Annotated in this window: 15 protein-coding genes and 1 pseudogene; 11 read left to right on the top strand and 5 right to left on the bottom strand. The window is 67.6% G+C overall.

The window, feature by feature from the left end; genetic code table 11:
- Nucleotides 1-236 precede the first annotated feature (236 nt).
- Nucleotides 237-1,202, bottom strand: a complete 966-nt coding sequence (locus tag OXK16_06470; GenBank protein MDE0375589.1) for an LLM class flavin-dependent oxidoreductase — start codon at nucleotides 1,200-1,202, stop codon at nucleotides 237-239.
- A gap of 62 nt (nucleotides 1,203-1,264) precedes the next feature.
- Between OXK16_06470 and OXK16_06475 the strand changes: the two genes are divergently transcribed.
- Together OXK16_06475 and OXK16_06480 are read left to right on the top strand one after the other, a co-directional pair.
- Nucleotides 1,265-2,443: a hypothetical protein gene (locus tag OXK16_06475; protein ID MDE0375590.1), complete on the top strand. Its 1,179-nt coding sequence runs from the start codon at nucleotides 1,265-1,267 to the stop codon at nucleotides 2,441-2,443.
- Complete coding sequence (locus tag OXK16_06480; GenBank protein MDE0375591.1) at nucleotides 2,440-3,900, top strand: amidase; 1,461 nt, start codon at nucleotides 2,440-2,442, stop codon at nucleotides 3,898-3,900. The genes OXK16_06475 and OXK16_06480 overlap by 4 nt, the downstream gene beginning before the upstream one ends.
- 482 nt (nucleotides 3,901-4,382) lie before the next feature.
- Here OXK16_06480 and OXK16_06485 read toward each other — a convergent pair.
- From OXK16_06485 to OXK16_06500, 4 genes and pseudogenes are all read right to left on the bottom strand, one after another.
- A pseudogene (locus OXK16_06485) lies at nucleotides 4,383-4,738 on the bottom strand (type II toxin-antitoxin system PemK/MazF family toxin).
- Between the two features lie 327 nt (nucleotides 4,739-5,065).
- Nucleotides 5,066-7,414 (bottom strand): xanthine dehydrogenase family protein molybdopterin-binding subunit, encoded by a 2,349-nt coding sequence (locus OXK16_06490; GenBank protein MDE0375592.1) that lies wholly within the window; start codon nucleotides 7,412-7,414, stop codon nucleotides 5,066-5,068.
- Nucleotides 7,411-7,908 carry a (2Fe-2S)-binding protein gene (locus tag OXK16_06495; GenBank protein ID MDE0375593.1) on the bottom strand — a complete coding sequence of 166 codons (498 nt, stop codon included), beginning with the start codon at nucleotides 7,906-7,908 and terminating at the stop codon, nucleotides 7,411-7,413. Before OXK16_06495 ends, OXK16_06490 begins: the two co-directional genes overlap by 4 nt.
- Nucleotides 7,905-8,777: a xanthine dehydrogenase family protein subunit M gene (locus OXK16_06500; protein ID MDE0375594.1), complete on the bottom strand. Its 873-nt coding sequence runs from the start codon at nucleotides 8,775-8,777 to the stop codon at nucleotides 7,905-7,907. The genes OXK16_06495 and OXK16_06500 overlap by 4 nt, the downstream gene beginning before the upstream one ends.
- Before the next feature lie 97 nt (nucleotides 8,778-8,874).
- Between OXK16_06500 and OXK16_06505 the strand changes: the two genes are divergently transcribed.
- From OXK16_06505 to OXK16_06545, 9 genes are all read left to right on the top strand, one after another.
- Complete coding sequence (locus OXK16_06505; GenBank protein MDE0375595.1) at nucleotides 8,875-9,276, top strand: DoxX family protein; 402 nt, start codon at nucleotides 8,875-8,877, stop codon at nucleotides 9,274-9,276.
- 66 nt (nucleotides 9,277-9,342) lie between these two features.
- The gene (locus OXK16_06510) at nucleotides 9,343-10,611 is read left to right on the top strand and encodes a M20/M25/M40 family metallo-hydrolase (GenBank protein ID MDE0375596.1); all 1,269 of its coding nucleotides are present in this window, start codon (nucleotides 9,343-9,345) and stop codon (nucleotides 10,609-10,611) included.
- A 90-nt stretch (nucleotides 10,612-10,701) separates the two neighbouring features.
- On the top strand, nucleotides 10,702-11,628 hold the full coding sequence (locus OXK16_06515; GenBank protein ID MDE0375597.1) for a prolyl oligopeptidase family serine peptidase: 927 nt from the start codon (nucleotides 10,702-10,704) through the stop codon (nucleotides 11,626-11,628).
- The gene (locus OXK16_06520) at nucleotides 11,625-12,998 is read left to right on the top strand and encodes a dihydroorotase family protein (GenBank protein ID MDE0375598.1); all 1,374 of its coding nucleotides are present in this window, start codon (nucleotides 11,625-11,627) and stop codon (nucleotides 12,996-12,998) included. Before OXK16_06515 ends, OXK16_06520 begins: the two co-directional genes overlap by 4 nt.
- A gap of 13 nt (nucleotides 12,999-13,011) precedes the next feature.
- Nucleotides 13,012-14,004 carry an LLM class flavin-dependent oxidoreductase gene (locus tag OXK16_06525; GenBank protein ID MDE0375599.1) on the top strand — a complete coding sequence of 331 codons (993 nt, stop codon included), beginning with the start codon at nucleotides 13,012-13,014 and terminating at the stop codon, nucleotides 14,002-14,004.
- 76 nt (nucleotides 14,005-14,080) lie between these two features.
- A complete protein-coding gene (locus OXK16_06530; GenBank protein MDE0375600.1) occupies nucleotides 14,081-15,313 on the top strand; it encodes an MFS transporter in 1,233 nt (410 codons plus the stop codon).
- Between the two features lie 177 nt (nucleotides 15,314-15,490).
- The gene (locus OXK16_06535; GenBank protein ID MDE0375601.1) at nucleotides 15,491-16,822 is read left to right on the top strand and encodes an amidohydrolase family protein; all 1,332 of its coding nucleotides are present in this window, start codon (nucleotides 15,491-15,493) and stop codon (nucleotides 16,820-16,822) included.
- 84 nt (nucleotides 16,823-16,906) lie between these two features.
- Complete coding sequence (locus OXK16_06540) at nucleotides 16,907-17,683, top strand: glycerophosphodiester phosphodiesterase (GenBank protein MDE0375602.1); 777 nt, start codon at nucleotides 16,907-16,909, stop codon at nucleotides 17,681-17,683.
- On the top strand, nucleotides 17,676-18,254 hold the full coding sequence (locus OXK16_06545; GenBank protein ID MDE0375603.1) for a hypothetical protein: 579 nt from the start codon (nucleotides 17,676-17,678) through the stop codon (nucleotides 18,252-18,254). The genes OXK16_06540 and OXK16_06545 overlap by 8 nt, the downstream gene beginning before the upstream one ends.
- The last annotated feature ends 178 nt before the right edge of the window (nucleotides 18,255-18,432 follow it).

Genomic DNA, 18,432 nt, shown 5'->3' on the forward strand with positions numbered 1-18,432 from the left:
GTCTCATCCGAACTCCTCCCTAGCCGGGCGGTGTGCGAGCCGCCCCGCCACCGGTCGTACAGCACCACATGGCCGAATTCCGCCAAGTAGCGCCTCGAACTTCCGCGCATAATGTATACAGCGTGGCCTACCCGCGCAACTGATTGTCGGCACGCGGCGCACCTCTTGCAGGCAGCTCGGAGGGAAACCCGGGATCTTCCCTCGGGCCAGGGTGAGGGTCGGTGGCCGGCTGACCGCTAGGTCACGAAAGCCGGGAGGACCTCGGCTCCGAGCTGTTCGATGCCTTCCTCGAAGGCGTCCATCCTCTCCCGCAGATCGAGTACCACCTCGTCCACCCCGCGGCCTTCCAGTTGATGGAGTTCCTCCACCACGTCATCGGGCGTGCCCGCGATGAGCGCGCCGCGCAGGTCCGCCGCCGAGTCGAACGGTCCGTCCGGACGCCAGGCCGGCTTCCGGCGGGACTCCTCGAGGATTCCCTCAACGTTGACCTTGGCCAATGCGAGCTCCCGGCTCCGGTCGAGGGAGATCAGCGGGACGATGGCGATCCGCATCGTCTTGCCGGCCGCGCCGGCCTCCTCCTTGAGCCTTCCCGACAGGCGGTCGAACACCTGTAGCGGGCAGCGGCCGGGGAACCAACCGTCAGTGAAGCGGACCGCTCGACGGATGGCCGCCAGGCTGGAACCGCAGTAGAGAAGCGTCAGATCCCGGGGCGGGGCCGGATCGAGAGTCAGGCCGTCGAAGCTGATCAGGGTGCCACGGTGGGAGGCGCGGGGATGCGACGTGGCACGTAGGACAGTCACCATCTCCTCGAAGAGGGCAATGCGGTCGTCGACCGATAGTCCTGCCAGGCGGAAGGCGTTCGGCTGGCCCCCCAGACCCACACCGAGCGCTACCCGGCCACGAGCGAGGTGGGCGAGGGATCCCACCAGCTGGGCGAGCACCACGGGCGGGCGAATCGGGGTCAGGGTCGCCATGCCCACGGTCAGTTCGGTGGTTGCCGCGACGGCGCTCATGGCGATGAAGGGATCCACGAAGTGGTGGCTGGGGTTCTCGAACGACACGCCACCCGTGAAGCCCAGCTGGTCCCGGAAGTAGACGCTGGAGAACCCGAGTTCCTGGAGGCGCGGCCCGATCGCGAACACCCGGTCCCAGGTCGAGTGCGGGCCGAAGTGGGGCACGAGGAGGCCGAAGGAGAGGCTCATCGCTGCCGGGAATTCAACGCTGCCGGGTGTTCATCGGTCCGGTCATCGTATACGATCAGCCCGTGCCTGCCGGTACTGAAGGACCCGTCCGGGTGGCCGTGGTGCAGGCGGCCCCCGTGTTTCTGGATCGGGCCGCGTCCGTGCGCAAGGCGTGCGGCCTGATCGAGGAGGCCGGAGCCGCCGGTGCTCGCCTGGTCGCATTCGGTGAGAGCTTCCTTCCCGGACACCCGATCTGGTTCCACGCCCTGCCACCCACCGCCGGCCGTTCGAGGGAACTTGCCACAGCCATGGTGGAGAACGCCCTGACGGTTCCGGGCCCGGAGAGCGATCTGCTGTGCGAGGCCGCCCGCCGCGCCGGAGCGATGGTCGTGATCGGCCTCGTCGAGCGTCCCGACCCTGGGGTGAGCGTGGTATTCGATAGCCAGATGGTGCTGTCCCCGGATGGTGCGATGCTCGGCGTGCGCCGGAAGCTGGTTCCGGCAGTGGGTGAGCGGGTCTTCTTCCACCCGGGCGGTGGGGAGTCGATCCGCGTGTTCGACTCGCCGTGGGGGCCGGTGAGCGTGCTGGCAGGAGGGGAAAACTCCAACCCATTGCTCACCTACGCAATGCGCGCTCTGAGCGCCCGGATCCACGTGGCTCTCTGGCCCCCGCATTTCCACGCTCCCGGCGTGATGCAGAATGTGGTGTCGATAACCGGGCGGGCCGTGGCCTACCAGAACACGGCCCACGTACTCTCGGTGGCCGCCGCTTCGGATGCGGAGGCCGTGGAGCGGGTGGCGCCGGACGCCGCGCATCGGGCCAACCTCATGACGATGACCGAGGAGCCCGGCTCGATGATCTACGCGCCGGGTGGCAGGATCCTGGCCGGTCCCCAGCAGGGCGAGGGAATCCTCTACGCCGACATCGACCCGGACGCCGGAACCTGGGCGCAGCTGGTCAACCGCCAGTACGACCGGCCCGACCTCCTGCGCCTTTCCTGGGGTGGGCAGGAAGGCGCCATTCCGGCGGAACCCGGTGATCGCGCCGAAGGGGACCCCGAGCAAGACTCCCCCACGGATGAAGACCTGGCGGCCCGCGCTCGGCTCCTGATCCGGGAGAGGTTCGGCGACGCGCTCGATCCCGACGACTCCGAGGTGCTGGTTCCCTACGTGATGCAGATACTGCGCCGGTCCGGAAGGCTGGCCGAGCGCGTCCCGGACTCCACCGATCCGCGGACCGCCCTCTACGCGGGCGAGCGTTGAGCGACAGCATCGCGCTCGCCTCCATCAGCGAGGTCGCAAGTCGCATCTCGGCCGGGGAGGTCTCTCCTGTCGATCTGGTCTCCAGAACGCTCGACCGCATCCGGACCCTGGACCCCGTCCTGCGGGCCTACGTCACCGTGTTCGAAGAGGAAGCGCTGGCCGGTGCCAGGGTCGCCGCGGACGAGATCGCAAGCGGGAACCACCGCGGGCCGCTGCACGGCATCCCGGTGGCGGTGAAGGACAACGTTGCGGTGGCGGGCCACCCCACGACCAACGGATCGGTGCTCTGGGCGGATCACAAGACCGACTTCGATGCGGAGGTCGTCACCCGCCTCCGGCGAGCCGGGGCCATCCTCCTCGGGAAGAACAACATGCACGAGTGGGGAATGGGGGGTACCTGCAAGGACATGCACTTCGGCACGGTACGCAACCCCTGGGACCCGGCCCGCATACCGGGCGGCTCGAGCGGAGGCTCCGCCGCCGCGGTGAGCGCCGGGATGGCCTGGGCCGCGGTCGGCACCGACGGGTGGGGCTCGATCCGGACGCCGGCATCGTATTGCGGTGTGGTCGGCCTGATGCCCACCCACGGGCTGGCCAGCCGGTTCGGGGAGTTGCCTCCCACCAGCTCCTGGCACCACACCATCGGCCCGATCACGAGGACGGTCGAGGATGCCGCAACCCTGCTCGACGTCATGGCCGGACACGATCCCAAGGACCCGACGTCCATCCATTCCGGCTTCGAGGGTTCCTACCGCGACGGCTTGGCAAGGGGCACGGGTCGCTTGAGGGTGGGCTTGCCCGGTTCTTACTTCTTCGACGACGCCCTCGCGGAGGTGGAGGAGACCGTACGTGACGCGGCCCGGGTCCTCGAAGACCTGGGAGCGGAGGTCGAGGAGGTGGACCTATCGGCCTTCTACGAGATTCCCCTGGCGCTGGCGGCCGCCCAGCACGAGTCGCAGTCCCTTCTCCTTCCACACGCTCTCGCCCGTCCGGACGGCTTCGCCACACCCGAGATCCGCTACAGGATCCTGGCCGGGGAGTTCGTCTCCGCCGCCGATCACCGCCGGGGCTTGCAGGTGCGCAACGAGATCCGCGCCGGGGTTGCCCGAGTATTCGAGGCGGTGGACGTGGTGCTCACTCCGTGCAACTCCACCGTGGCTTTCCCCATCGACGCCCGGCATGTCGGGATCGGTGGGGGAAGGTGTATCGATCTGGACCAGCCGGGCGCACAGAGCAGGCTCACCACGCGGCTGACCCTTCCCTGGAACATGGCCGGTGTGCCGGCGATCTCCATCCCGTCCGGCCGCTACGTCGACGGCCTCCCGGTGGGCCTGCAGCTGTCGTCGCGCCGGCTGCACGAGCCCCTGCTGCTCCGTGTCGCGGCAGCCTACGAAGCGGCCGCCGGGGGTTACCGGCCGCCACCGCTACCTGGAGCCGTTGAGAACCCGGTGCTCTGATGGCGTGTCCGGCACACGGAGGCCGTGCATGATGGCCGGGCGAATACCTCTCCGGGTCTGCCTGTTCAGCGGGGCGTCGTCGCTGCCGGTACGCAACGCCGACCACCTGGGCCTGCTCGCGGAAGCCGGGCTGGCGGTTTGAACGATCGGTGCACGCCGCGGAATTAAAGGCGCATCGCCTGCGCCTGATGGATGACGTCCAGGAGACCGGAACAACGATCATTGTGATGAAGGACCGCCGGCCTCCTGTCCGGGTCAGTCCGGTCCGCCAGGATGGACCCCCGCTGGTCGGATCATGTGTGGGGCAACTGAGGATCATCGCCGACATCGATGTCGACCCGGCGACTCCGCCGGAACATCGGGACATGATCGCTGAACCGAGCCAAGCCGGCGACCCGCCTGCTAAGCCGTCCGCGGCTCCTTCAAGCAAGAGGCAGACCCGGCGATTCTGCCACCGACCTCCGGGCCAACCCGGGGGTATCTCAACGCTCGGTGGACAGGTCCAGAATCAGCGCCATGCCGTCATCGACCATCCGCATGGTCGCGGCATCGACTCTTCCGATCGCATCAGACAGGTCTGCCTTGTCCACCGTAGCGAACTGCGAGACGTTGACCACGGAATCCCGATCAAGGCCGCTCACCCTTCCAGGTAGGTCAACATTGCCCGGCGCGGCAGCCAGACGTAGGTTCGAGGTGATGGCGATGGCGAGCACTGTGTTGATGGTGCTCCGGTTGAAGCGATCGCTGGCGACAACCAGCACCGGCCGCCGGTGGCCCGGCTCGGAACCTACGGAGGAAGAGGGTCGACCCGGCGGATGTCACCGCGGCGGATCACCAGGACTCGTTCAGTGCCCGATGCTGTGCAGCCCGCAATGCTGGGGAAAGTTCCGATGGCTCCCGGCGTACACGGTATCCAGCCGAGTTGTGACCTCATCGGCATCAGCAGCGACGAGCAACAGCTCCAGGGCTTGGGTGTACAGGCGTGATCGGGAGCACCGGCGACGTTCCGCCAACCGCTCGGCTGCCTGGAAGACCGTGTCAGGGATGGAGACGGCTTTTTTGATACCCGGAGTACAACCGGGTATGACTTGAGGGTAAGCCCCTCTGCCGGTACGACCGCCCCCGGATCACACCTGCCCTAGCCGGGCCCGGCGGGTCTTGGCAGTCACGCCTCCTGGCCTTTCCGGGCTAATGCTTCGGCCGTGAGGATGTATCTCAGTAGCTTCTCCGGTTGCAGGGGCATCTCGGTTATGCGCAGGTCGAGGGGGTGGAGGGCGTCCTCGACCGCGTTGGCGATGGCCGCGGGTGCACCCACCGTTCCTCCCTCGCCGCATCCCTTGATCCCCAGGTCGTTCAGCCCGGAGGGGAACTCCTGGTGGTGAACCTCGATGGGCGGAACGTCGATGGCCCGCGGGAGCCGGTAGTCGACGAAGCTGCCGCTAAGAAGGTTGCCGGCTTCGTCGTAGACCGCCTCCTCCGACAGCGCGTTGCCGATCCCGTGTACCACGCCTCCCACGATCTGACCCTCCACCACCGCCGGGTTTATGATGTTTCCCGCATCGTGAGCTATCACGTAGCGTTCCAACTCGACCTGGCCGGTGTCACGATCCACCTCGAGGGTGACGACGTGGGTTCCGGAGGCCCACGTCACGGTCGGCGACGCGAAGGAGTCCATCGCCTCCAAGCACGCTCTCCCACCGGTGCGCTCCCCGTCGCCGGTCGTCTGGGCCAACTCTGCGAGGGTCGTGATCCGGGCGCCGGCGCCGTCCCGGATGACCCCGCCGATCACGGTCAGTCCGTCCACTTCCACACCGTGGAGGCGGGCGGCCATCTCGATGGCCTTCTTTCGGAGCTTCCGGGCCGCACCCGCCACCGCCATGCTGCCGGTGACCGCGGTGCGGCTGGCGAACGTGCCTCCTCCCTGCCGGATCAGGGCGGTGTCGCCGTCCCGTAGGGAGATCGTCTCGATGGCGACGCCTAACGCATCGGCGCACACCTGGGCGAGGGTGGTCTCGTGGCTCTGGCCGTGGTTGTTGGACCCGCTCAGGATCGTCACCGCCCCTGACCCGTCGACCCTCACGATGGCGCTCTCGGGAGGGCCGAAGCCGGTCCCCTCCATGTGGGCGGATATACCTATCCCGACGTGGCGGCCCTCGGCCCGCAGGCGGGCCTGGCGGGCGCGGAACTCCTGGTAGCCGATCGCCTCCAGCGCCATCTCGAGCTGGGCGGGAAAGTCGCCGCTGTCGTACACGGACGGCTTGCCGTCACGGTAGGGCACCCCGGTGTCGAACGGCATGGCATCAGCGGGAATGAGGTTGATCCTCCTCACGTCCGCCGGATCCAGGTCGAGCCGGCGGGCGACCCTCTCCAGAACCCTCTCGATCACGAAGGCGGCCGTGACCCGCCCCGCTCCCCTGGCCGGGGCGTTGGGAGTCTTGTTGGTGATCACGCAGGTCGCCGCGGCCTCGTAGTTGTCGATCCGGTACTGGCTCTTCAGATGGGAGATCGTGTTGTACGGCACCACCAGGCCGTAGAAGTTGGCGATGCCCATGTCTACGAGGATCCGGTCGCGGAGGGCGAGGAGGCGGCCCCGGCTGTCGAACCCCACCTCGACATCATGGACCTGGTCTCGGGCGTGGCGGGCGTTGACCAGGTTCTCCGTCCGGTCTTCGACCCAACGCACCGGGCGGCCTACCCGCCGGGCGAGATACGGGATCAGGATGTCCTCGTAGTAGACGCCCCCGCCGAAGCTGCCGCCCATGTCCGGGCAGATGACCCGGATGCGGTCCTCGGCCACTCCGAGAATCCCCCCGATCACCTTGCGGGCGAGGTGCTGCATCTGGGTGGCAGACCAGACGGTCAGGCCCTCCACCGGGTCGAATCGGGCCAGCACCGCCCTGGGTCCCAGGGGGCTCCCGATCTGCCGCCGGATCGTGAACCGGAACCCGGCGGTGTGATCGGCGGCTGCCATCGCCCCGTCCGGATCCCCGACCACCACCCCGACCCGGCTCTGCACGTTGTCTCCCAGCTCGTCGTGGATGACCGGCGCCTCCGGCCGCAAGCCGGCTTCGGAGTCGAGCACCGGTTCCAGCGGTTCGTAGTCGACCCGGATGAGCCGGGCGGCATCCTCGGCCAGGTAGCGGTCTTCCGCCACAACCAGCGCGACCGGCTCACCGACCCTCCTCACCCGTCCGGCGGCCAGGAGCGGCACGTCGTGGCCTTTCTCGAGCGGCCGGAGCAGGTTGGCGAATGCGGGCGGTGACTTGTGGTACGGGCGGTAGACGCCGGTATCGGTCAGGTCGTCGGCGGTGATCACCGCGACCACGCCGGGCGCTGCGGCTGCCTCCGAGATATCGATGTGTTCGATCAGGGCATGGGCGTGGGGGCTGCGCTTGACGACCGCTTCCGCGGCATCGGGGAGCCGGACATCGGGTACGTAGACCCCCTCGCCTTTGAGGAACCGGCTGTCCTCCCTGCGGAGGACCGGCCTGCCGAAGACGGCGCCGGTCCTCATGGGTCCTCGTGTCCCGAGCCGGAGCGGGCTGCCTGCATGGCCGCCGCCACCATGCTCTGATACCCGGTACACCGGCACAGGTTGCCGTTGAGGCGGGTCCGGACCTCAACCTCGGATGGTGGAGCGGACGGGTCCCGGTCCTCCAGCAGCGAGAACAGGTTCACCAGGACACCGGGGGTGCAGAAGCCGCACTGGAGCGCGAAGTTCTCGTGGAAGGCGGCCTGGAGGCCGGTCATGGTCGGATCGCCGTCCAGCCCTTCCAGCGTGGTGATGGATCGACCCACTGCCTGCACCGCGAGGATCAGGCACGACGTGGACGGCTCCCCGTCCAGGAGCACGGTGCAGGCACCGCAGATTCCCTCCTCGCACCCGAGGTGGATGCTATGCAGTTCGAGGCGCTCCCTCAACACATCGGCGAGGATCAGGCGGGGTTCGACCGCCAAGGCGTGCTCGACACCGTTGACGAGCAGCGTCACCTGGACGGTCTCGGTCACGGCCGGCCGCCCTCCGCCCTCGCCAGCGCCGATCGCAGGGCGCGGGCTACCACCACCGGCGCCACCCGCCGCCGGTACTCCTCGGAACCGTGGATGTCCCCGATCGGAGCGATGTCGTCCTCCACGGCTTGCGCGGCCGCTTCGATACCGACCGAGGCCTCACTGCCGCTCAGAGCGGCCTCGACCGACGGAGCACGGCACGGCGTGGGGGCGAGTCCGATCAGAGCCACCCGGGCGCTCTCCACGCGGGGGCCGTCGAGACTGACGGCCGCGGCCGCTCCGGCCATTGCCGGGTCACCGGGGCGAGGCGCCACCTCGGAAAAGGCAGCACCGGTACAGGACGGGGGCAGCGAGAGGGTCAACGAAGTGATGATCTCCGAGCCGGCCAGGCTGGTCGAGTAAGGGCCGGTGAACAACCCTTCGACCCCCACCTCCCGCTCTCCGTCAGGTCCGGCCACCTGGCAGACTCCGTCCAGGACGAGGGCGACCGCGCCCCACTCGGCGGCGGGATCAGCGTGGGCCAGGCTTCCGATCACGGTGCCGATCGTCCTGACCGAATGGTGGCCGATGTGCGCGGCGGCATCGACGAGGAGATCCTGCCCGTGGTCGGAGGCCCAACGCTCGAGGGCATGGTGCGTCACCATCGCTCCCAGCCTGAGCCTACGGGCGTCGTCGAGGCAGATGTCGCGCAACCCGTCGATCCGGCGGAGATCTATCAGGGCCTCCGGTTCGAGCAGGCGGTGGCGGAGCATCGGAATGAGGCTCTGCCCCCCGGCCAGCACGCGGGCCCGGCCCCCGGCGCTATCCAACAGGTCGGTCGCCTCACGGACGGTGGCCGGCGCGGCGTAGCTGAACCGTGGGGGCTTCACGTGTTTAGAGTATCCGATCCGGAGCGCGGCCCGGCCGCCGGGATGGCAAGCAGGACTTCGGTGCGCTCCGGGCGCCGGGAGAGCGGGAGGAGCAGCGGTGGAAGACCTTGCGATGGGGTTGCTGCGAGCCACGATGGGCGCCGTCTTCATGGCCCACGGCTGGCCCAAGATCTTCAGGAGCGCCGATACGGGGCACGGCCCGCGCCGGACCGAGAACCTCCTGCGGAGCAAGGGCGTTCCCTATCCGGCCGCGGTGGCGCTGCTGGCCGGATACGTCGAGACGTTGTGCGGGCTCCTGCTGGTCGTCGGTCTGCTGACCCGCGTGGCGGTCATCCCGCTCATCGTGATCCTCATCCTGGCCATACCGATGGTCAAGTGGAAGCAGGGCTTCGTGGACGGCTGGGACTGGCCCTTCACGCTCATCATCGTGGGCATGGTCCTGCTCATCCAGGGCCCGGGTGGGATAAGCATCGACGCTCTGGTCGGCTGGGCCGGCTGAAGACCTGTGCCACCGGACAGAACCCATCACAACCCGAGCATTCCGAGGTAGAAGGAGAACCCGATCATGAACGAACTGCTCGCCACGCTCCTTCCCTCCTTCACGCCCGAACTCCGGGACGAGATGGTCGGCATGACCTGCGACCTCGTGGACATCCCCAGCCCCACCGGGGAGGAAGGCCCGATCGCCGACTACGTGGCCCACCGGTTCCGGGAGATCGACGGGATGGACATCGAGCTCCAAGAGGTGGAGCCCGACCGCTACAACGTGATCGGCCGCCTGAGAGGAAGCGGCCGGGGCCGCAGCCTCCTGCTTGGGGCGCACTTCGACACGGGCATGACCGGGAAGGATCCGGGAATGCCGTTCGGGCTGCTTCCCAAGGCGACGGTCGAGGAAAGCGGCTGGATCTACGGCCTCGGGGTCTCCAACATGAAGTCGGCCTTCGCGGCCTACTACGGGGCCATCCGGGCCGTCCAGGAGGCGGACATCGAACTACGGGGCGACATCATCCTGGCCGGTGTGATCGGAGAGACCGAGAAGTCCCCCACCGACGAGTTCGCCGGACCGGCCTACCGGGCCGGAGGCTGGGGCACCCTGTACGCCGCCCAACACGGCGTGGTGGCGGACGCCGCCATTCTCGGCGAACCCACCGGGCTGAGGGTCCAGACCGGCAACTCGAGCTACATCTTCGCCAAGGTCACCACCAGGGGCATCTCCCGCCACACCTGGTCCAAGGAGCACGGTGACGACGCCATCGAGAAGGGGGTCCGGGTGCTGGACGCCCTCCGCGCCTGGGAACCGGAGTTCGCCGCTTCCCACGCTCACCCCACCATGGGAACGAGGATCGGATTCGGGGCGATCCGCGGCGGGAACCCCTTCCAACCGGCCGTCAACCCGGCCCGCAGTTGCACCCTGTACCTCGACTTCCGCTTCCCCCCTACCGCGACCATCATGGAGATCCACCGACAGGTGCGGGGTTTCCTGGATGACCTGGCCGAGAAGGATCCCGCCCTGGCCACCGAACTCTCCTTCTTCCTGTGCCGCAACGGGTACGAGATCGGCGATGACGAGCCCCTGGTGCAGACGGTGGAGCGGGCCCATCGCGCCGTGTTCGGCACCCCCTCCCACAAGGTGGAGCCGTACCGCTACGACGTGTCAGCCGACACTTCGATCCTCCACGAGTACGGCGTGCCCGCCCTCACCTACGGTCCCGGCGGAATCCGCAAGGACGGCGTCTACGACGTCTACGACCAGTACGGGGAGATCGTCTCGATAGAGAACCTGGTCGATTGCACCAAGGTCTACGCCCAGTGCATCGCCGAAATCTGCGGCTAGCCGGGATGCGCTGACGGCTGTATACCGTATATCCGATCCCTATACTCGCTCCGTGAGCACCGCGTCGAAGAGGTTCCTTGGAGGTCGGTCGTGAGGGTCGAGGAGGTCTCGTTCTACTCGGAGGGTGATCGCGTTTCGGCGATCCTCCGGCTTCCCGACCGGAGTGCGGACGCTCCTTACCCGGCTGTAGTCCAAGGGCCCGGCTGGCTGGGTCTCAAGGACGCCCAGCTCTACCTCCCCTACCACGAAGCCCTCACCGCCGCCGGGATCGCGGTCTTAATCCTCGACTTCCGCGGCTTCGGTTCCTCCGAGGGGGCGAGTGACCTCTTGTTGCCCTCGCGCCAGCTGGAGGACCTGATCAACGCGGTGACCTACGTCGCGTCGCGATCGGACATCGACGAGGACAGCATCGGCACTTTCGGCAGCGGAGGGACCGGCGGGGGCAACGCGATCATGCTGGCTGCGGCGGACTCGCGCATCCGCTGCGCGGTCTCACAGGTGCCGGTGGCTGACGGAGAGGACTGGCTGCGCCGGATGCGCCGGGAGTACGAATGGTACGAACTGCTGGAGTCCCTCCGCGCCGACCGGGCCGAGCGGGTCCTGACGGGCAAGAGCCGGCTCGTCCATCCCCGCGAGGACATCATGCTCCAGACACCGGAGCGGAGGACCACGAAGGTGAAGAAGGACGTGGACTCCCGCGTCCCCACCCTGGTGCAGTTACGGAGCGTGGATGGGATACTCGCCTACAAGCCGATCGAGGTGGTCGGCAGTATCGAAGACGCTCCGCTCCTGATCGTCGGGGTGGAGAACGACCCGGTGACGCCCACCGACCACGCGGTGGCCCTCTACGAGCGCGCCCACCCTCCCAAGAAGCTGCTCATGCAGCGCCACACCACCCATTACGGCGCCTATGCGCAGTACGCGGACACGGTGGTTCCCCAGATCACCGACTGGTTCGGCACGTACCTGCGCAGGGAACCCGTGACGATGGACCACGACCCGGGAGCGACGACATGACATACGATCTGGCGGTGGTCGGAGGAACCCTCGTATCCGGCTCGGGCCGGCAGCGGGCGGACATCGGGGTCTCCGGCGGGCGGATCGTCGAGGTAACCACCGGTAACGGAGCCGGCTTGGAGGCGAAGCAGGTGGTGGACGCCACCGGCAAGCTGGTGCTGCCCGGCATGGTGGACGTCCACGTCCACACCCGCGAGCCCGGCTACACCCACAAGGAAGACCTGATCACCTGCACCGAGGCCGCTGCCGCCGGCGGGGTGACGACCATCTTCGGGATGCCCAACCTGGATCCCCCCACCGTGACCAGGACCTATCTCGAGGAGGTCCTCGACCTCTACCGGGCCAGGAGCATCGTGGATTACAACCACAACCCGGTGCCCGCCCACGGCGAGACCGAGGCCATGGCCGCGGCCGGGGTGGCGGCCTTCAAGGTGTACATGGTGGTGGACACCGGCCGCACCTATCCCCACCCGGCCGGCACGGGGATCCACGACCACGGCCACCTGCTGCAGATGTTCGAGGACGTGGAGGAGACAGGGCGCGTCTTCATGGTCCATCCGCACGACCAGGCCCTGATGGATCACGTCGAGCAGGGATACTGGAAGAGAGGGGATCGCAGCCCGGAGGCATACGCCAAGACCCTGGCCGCGTACGACGGCATCATCTGGGACACCGCCACCGCCACCCTGCTGCGGATGGCCAAGGCTACCGGCTGCCGCCTCCACATCGTCCACGTCCAGACCATCGAGGGGATCGAGATGATCCGCCGGGCCAAGGACGAGGGCGTCCGGGTCACGGGCGAGGTGAACCACTGGGCACTGTTCCTCAGCACTTGGGAAGACGTGCTCGAGCTAGGGCCCTACTGCCTGTCCTACTGGGTGCCCGACCACCACCGGGCCGCCATCTGGGACGCGCTGGATGACGGCACGATCGACATCGTCTCCTCGGATCACGCTCCCCATACCCGGGCGGAGAAGGACGTGGGCTGGGAGGACATGTGGGCCGCCCACACCGGCACTCCGGGAATCCAGCACCAGGTGCCCCTGCTGCTCGACGCCGCACACGGGGGAAAGCTCACGCTGGAGCGAGTGGTCGAGCTGACGGCCGAGGCGCCCGCCCGGTGCTTCGACATCGGTTCAAAGGGGTACCTCCGGCCGGGCTTCGACGCCGACCTGCTGATCGTCGACCCCACCAAGAAGTGGACGATCCGCAACGAGGACGTGCTGTCCAAGATCGGATGGACCCCCTACGACGGCCGGCAGGTGGTCGGGGCGGTGGAACGCACGTTCCTGAGGGGTGTCGAGATCTACGGTGGCGGGACGGTCAAGGGGAGGCCAGGGTTCGGGCGCCACGTGAAACCCAGCGATTAGAAGAGGAACCGTCATGAAATTCGGCCTGCTCCTGCCTCACTTCGGCATGTACGCCAACCGCGAGCGCATCCTGACCGGTTCCCGGCTCGCCGAAGAGTTGGGATTCGACTCCCTCTGGGTCCGGGACCATCTGGTGTTCGAACCACACGCAGAACTCGAGAACCCCAACATCGTCTTCTACGAAGCCCTCGTCACCCTCACCGCGGTCGGCGCCGTCACCGACCGCATCACCTTGGGAACCGGATCCCTCATCCCCTTCCGCCATCCGATCCACACCGCGCTGTCGGTCGGGTCGCTCGCCCAGCTGGTCGGCGATCGGATCATCCTCGGCTACGGAGCCGGCACCTTCGACCACGAGTTCGAGGCCATCGGGATGCCGGGCATATTCCGTCCCGAACTGGTCGAGTCCAACGCCAACATCCTCAAGCGCCTGTTCGGCGAGGGACGGGTCGACTACCAGGATGCCCATTACAAGCTGGACGCGATCTCGATCGAGCCGAAACCCCCCGCTCCTATTCCCTTCTGGTATTGCGGATCGACCCCGGCCTCGGCCCGCAGGGCGGTCCGCTACTGCGACGGCTGGATGCCGGGAAGGACCACCCTGCCCACCATCGCCAAGCGGGTGGAGGCGATGGACAAGATGGCGGCCGAGGCAGGCCGCTCCCGGCCTACGGTCGCCGTGATCCCCCCGACCTCGATCGCCAAGACCCGCGAGGAGGCGTTCGATGGCCTCAACATCGACGGGCTTCTACGCTGGGCGAACGAACGCGGCAAGTGGTGGGTGAAGCCTCCCTCGGGTGTCTTCGAGACGGCCAAGGACATCGAAGGCTCCTTGATAGCGGGGTCACCCGATGACGTGGTGGAGGAGGTCGTCAAGTTCGCCGCCGTCGAGGTGGAACACCTCGTATTCGACCTCCGGCTCAGGTTCGACCGCTGGTTCGAATCGATAGAGCTGCTCGGCTACCGGGTACTCCCGCAGTTGAGGAAGCTGGGCCTGGCGGAGTAACCCGAGGCCGATCCGGGTGCTCGTGCGTTGACGGCGCGGCGTCGTCAGCATTGGAATCAACCGTCTGGACCGGGTCATGGACTCAGATCTGAACATCGCCGAGCCGGACCTTCCTCCGAGCAAGCCGCTAAGCCTGCTCCTCGGGAGGAACTTCGGTCCCTATTTCCTCGGCAACCTCATGTCGAACATGGGCACCTGGATCCAGAACATCGCCCTCGCGCTCCTGATCTTCCGGCTCACGGGATCCACCTTCCTGGTCGCGATGACGACCTTCTCCCAGTTCCTGGGCATCATCGTCCTCGCCCCTTGGACCGGGTCGGTCGCCGACCGGTTCGACCGGCGCGGCCTGATCGTCCTGACGCAGGTACTGGCCACGGCGGCCGGAGGGATGCTGGCGCTGGTCACCTATCTGGACCTGGTGACCCCCGCGTGGCTGCTGGGTACGGCTCTCGCGTTCAGCATCACCAAGGCCTTCGTGCTCCCGGCACAGCAGGCGCTGGTGCCGCAGTTGGTCGAGCGGAAGGACCTGCAGGCTGCGGTGGCCCTGAACGCGATCACCTTCAACCTGGCACGAGCCATCGGACCGGTGATAGGCGCGGGGGTCATCCTGACCCTCGGCTTCACCTGGGCGTTCTCGATCAACGCCCTCTCCTACCTGTCCCTGGCGGCGGCGGTGATGATCGTCAAGGTCGACCCGCGCAGGCGCCACAGGCCCACGGAGCGCACCACCCTCAGGGAGACGATCCGCCTGGTCAGAAAGGACCCCATCATCGGTCCGCTGCTCATCTCCATCGCCGCCGTCTCGGTAGCGGTCGATCCGGTGAGCAACCTGACCCCGGCGTTCACCGTAGAGATCTACGGGAGGCCCGACACGTTCACCGGCGTGCTCATCGGGGTGTTCGGTCTGGGCGCAGCGCTCACCGCCGCCCTGGTGATCACCCGGATACGGGCTTCGTTCCGGAGCATCGCGCTGGGGATGACCGGGCTGGGCCTGTCGATCGCAGCATTCGGGATGTCCTCCCACCCGAACATGGGTATCGCCGCGCTGTTCGCCGGAGGGATCATGTACATCGTCTCGGTCAGCCTGTCGACAACCCTGGTGCAGATCAACACGGCGGAAGGCCACCGAGGCCGGGTCATGGCCTTGTGGGGCGTGGCCTTCCTGGGACTCCGGCCCGTGGCAAGCCTCATCGACGGTTCCGTGGCCACCCTCGTCAACGTCAGGGTGGCGGCGCTCGTCATGGCTGTGCCCGTCCTGATCGGGGCAGCCTCTCTGGCCAGGCGCAACAGGCGCTCGGGACAGCCGTAACCGAGGGCTCGGCGCGAGGTTGATGTTTGAGAAGCCCAGCGCCCGCCGCCTCGGTGTTGACGACGATCCCTGCGTTCCGGGCCGTTTCGAGTAACTTACCTGGGCGGTGAGACAGGTCGTGGTCGCAGTCGCCAGTAGCCCATTCATGCTGGATTGTCGCCGGTACCGGCTTGGCCGATGATCTGTAGTTTCTGCGGAACCCGGGCGGAAGACGCCGGAAACCTGGTCATGGGCGAGGCCGGCGCCGCCATCTGTGATGCCTGCGTGGACCTCGCGGTGGACCTCGTGCGGGAGCAGGCCACGCCGATCGGCAACATGGTGCTGGACAACATCGGCACGCTGGCTACCAACGATCGGCGTTTCCCCGGCTTGCTGGGTCTCGTAACGGATGCGGCCGTGGCGATCCGCAACGGCCTGGTGGTCTGGGCCGGGCCCTCGGAACGAACACCCCAGGGACTCCGGTCTCTTCCCAGCCTGGACTGCGGGGGTCGGGCGGTGCTTCCGGGACTGGTGGACGCCCACACCCATCTGGCATTCGCGGGCGACCGGAGCGAGGAGTTCGTGCTCAGAAGCACCGGCGCGCCTGATGCCCGCTCGGTTGCCCGCTCCGGCAGCGCCACGACAGCCCGCCTCAACCACCTAGCGGATGCTTCCCGGATCGCCGACGTGATCGGCCGGCGTCTGAACCGCATGCTCGACTTCGGCGTCACCACGGTCGAAGCGTCCGCCGGGTATTCGAACGACTACGAGCGGGAGCTGGCTCTCATCGACACGGTGGTCGAAACGGGCGGGCGTTATATGGTTGATCTGGTGCCCACGTTCGACGTATCGGGTTTGCCGGTCACCGCATCCGACCGTTCGAGGACTCTGGATGAGGTGGCCGAGCTACACCTTCCCGTGGCGGCCAGGCTGGGAGCCGCGGTGCGGTTGTCACTCGGAAGCGACGCTCTGACGACCGGGGAAGCACGCCGACTCATCGGGGTTGCCACAAGCCTCGGGGCGCGGACGCGGATACACCATCGCGGCCGGGCCCCGGACGTCTACAGGCTGGCGCTGGAAGCCTCGGTCCCGGTGGTAGACCACGCCGGGTATCCCGACCGGGACCAGGCCGAACAGATGGCCGAAAGGGGCGTCAGCGTGGTGATCACCCCCACCGCGATGCTTGGGACCCGCCGCTCCCCCACCTCGCTTCGCAAGCTGATGGAGAAAGGCGTCCCGTTGGGACTGGGAACCGACTGCAGCCCGGCGCCGGTCATGGTGGAGTCGCTACCCCTCGCCATCACCCTGGCCGTGACCGAGATGGGGCTGACCTCCGACCAGGCCATCTGGGCAGCGACACTGGGCAGCGCTCGGGCGCTGGGCCTGGGCGACCGGGGCTGGCTGGGCCACGGCGCGGTGGCCGATCTCGTCGTTCTCGACGCTCCCAGCCCCACCCACCTTCCCTACCGACCGGGCACCAACCTGGTCTGGAAGGTACTCAAGGCAGGCGAGGTGGTGGTCAGCAGGTAACCGGAGGGCCTGTGCGAGGAATCAGGGGTAACCTCCCGGTCGATGTCCCTTCCCTTCGCGCTCGGGCATGAGCACCCTATCGCCATGGCGCACCGCGGATCCGGGTTGCTGTGGCCCGAGAACACGATGGTCGCCTTCCAGGGCGCGGTGGATCTCGGCTACAGATACCTGGAGACCGACCTCCAGATCACCAGGGACGGCATGCTGGTCACCATCCACGACAACACGGTCGACCGCACCACCGACGGCACGGGCCTCGTGTCCGACCACTCCCTGGAGGAGCTCCGGACCCTCGACGCGGGCTATCGATTCGAGCGCGACGGCGACCACCCCCATCGAGGACAGGGAGTCCAGGTGCCGACGCTCGAAGAGCTGGCCATCACCTATCCGGACGGCGTATTCACCCTCGACCTGAAGAGCGACGGCATGGAGGCGGCCCTGGTGGAACTCATCCGCCGTCTCGACCTGTGGGATCGGGTGATCGTCGGCTCGTTCAGCGGGTCCCGCCTACGCCGCTTCCGGTCGCTCGTCGACCGCCCGGTGGCAACCTCGGCCGGCCCCGCCGAGATTGTCCGGTTCGTGACCGCGGCGAGGACCCACCTACCGTACCGGCCCCGGGCCGACTCCTTCCAGGTGCCCGTCAAGGATCGTGGGATCACCATCGTCACCCCCAGGACGGTCCGAGCCGCGAGGAGGCTGGGGGTTCCGTTAATAGTATGGACCATCAACCGTCGGGCCGAGATGGAGGAACTGCTGGACCTGGGAGTCGACGGTCTCATCACCGACCGTCCGGACTTGCTACGGACCCTCCTGGCCGAGCGGCCCGGCAACAGGAATCGGAAGGAACCACGTGATGGGTGAATGGGTAGAGGTCGGGCAGGTCGTCAAGCTCCAGATCCACCGTCGACCCCTGCGCGACGGTGAGGATTACCGGCTCGGTCCGCTCGCCGAGGTGTCGACCCTGCGGCTCACCCCGGACGGGCCGATCGGCTTCGACGGCGTCTCGTGGATCGTGGACTGCCACCACCGCTATCACCCGCAGGCCACTAACTACCGGCCGGGCCGGGCCCTGTCGATCGGGTTCACCTCTCACTACGAGAACATCTGGAAGCAGTTCACCCCGATCCCGCTCGGTGCGGGCGGCGAGAACCTGATCGTCTCCAGTAACGAGGTCATCTCCGAGGCCGAGTTGGATGGCGGTATCCGCATCGGAACCTCCCAGGCTTCGATCCTCCTATCGGACGCCAAGGCGGCCGAGCCGTGCGTCGCGTTCACGCGTCTTGTGACCGGTCAACCCGAGGCCTCGGCCCGGGAACTGGCCGAGGATCGGGAGCGGCTCCGGCATGGAATCAGGGGCTTCGTCATGCCCGTCAATGGAATCGACCTCGTTGACGTGACACCCGGCACGCCGGTTGCGATCCGCGCCGCCTGAGCCGGTACGTGTATCGGGCGGTGAGGAGGGTACGCAAACATGTCCGGTTGGCCATCGGGCCGACAACGGAACTCCGGATGGAGAGGTCAAGTAGGGGCCAACCCATCCCGCCCGTTTCAGCACCCTCTTAGCCTGAATCCACCGGTAGGGTCTGGTGGGTTGGTGGGTGGATAGACGT

The organism is bacterium, from assembly GCA_028821235.1.
Taxonomy (GTDB): Bacteria; Actinomycetota; Acidimicrobiia; order Spongiisociales; family Spongiisociaceae; genus Spongiisocius.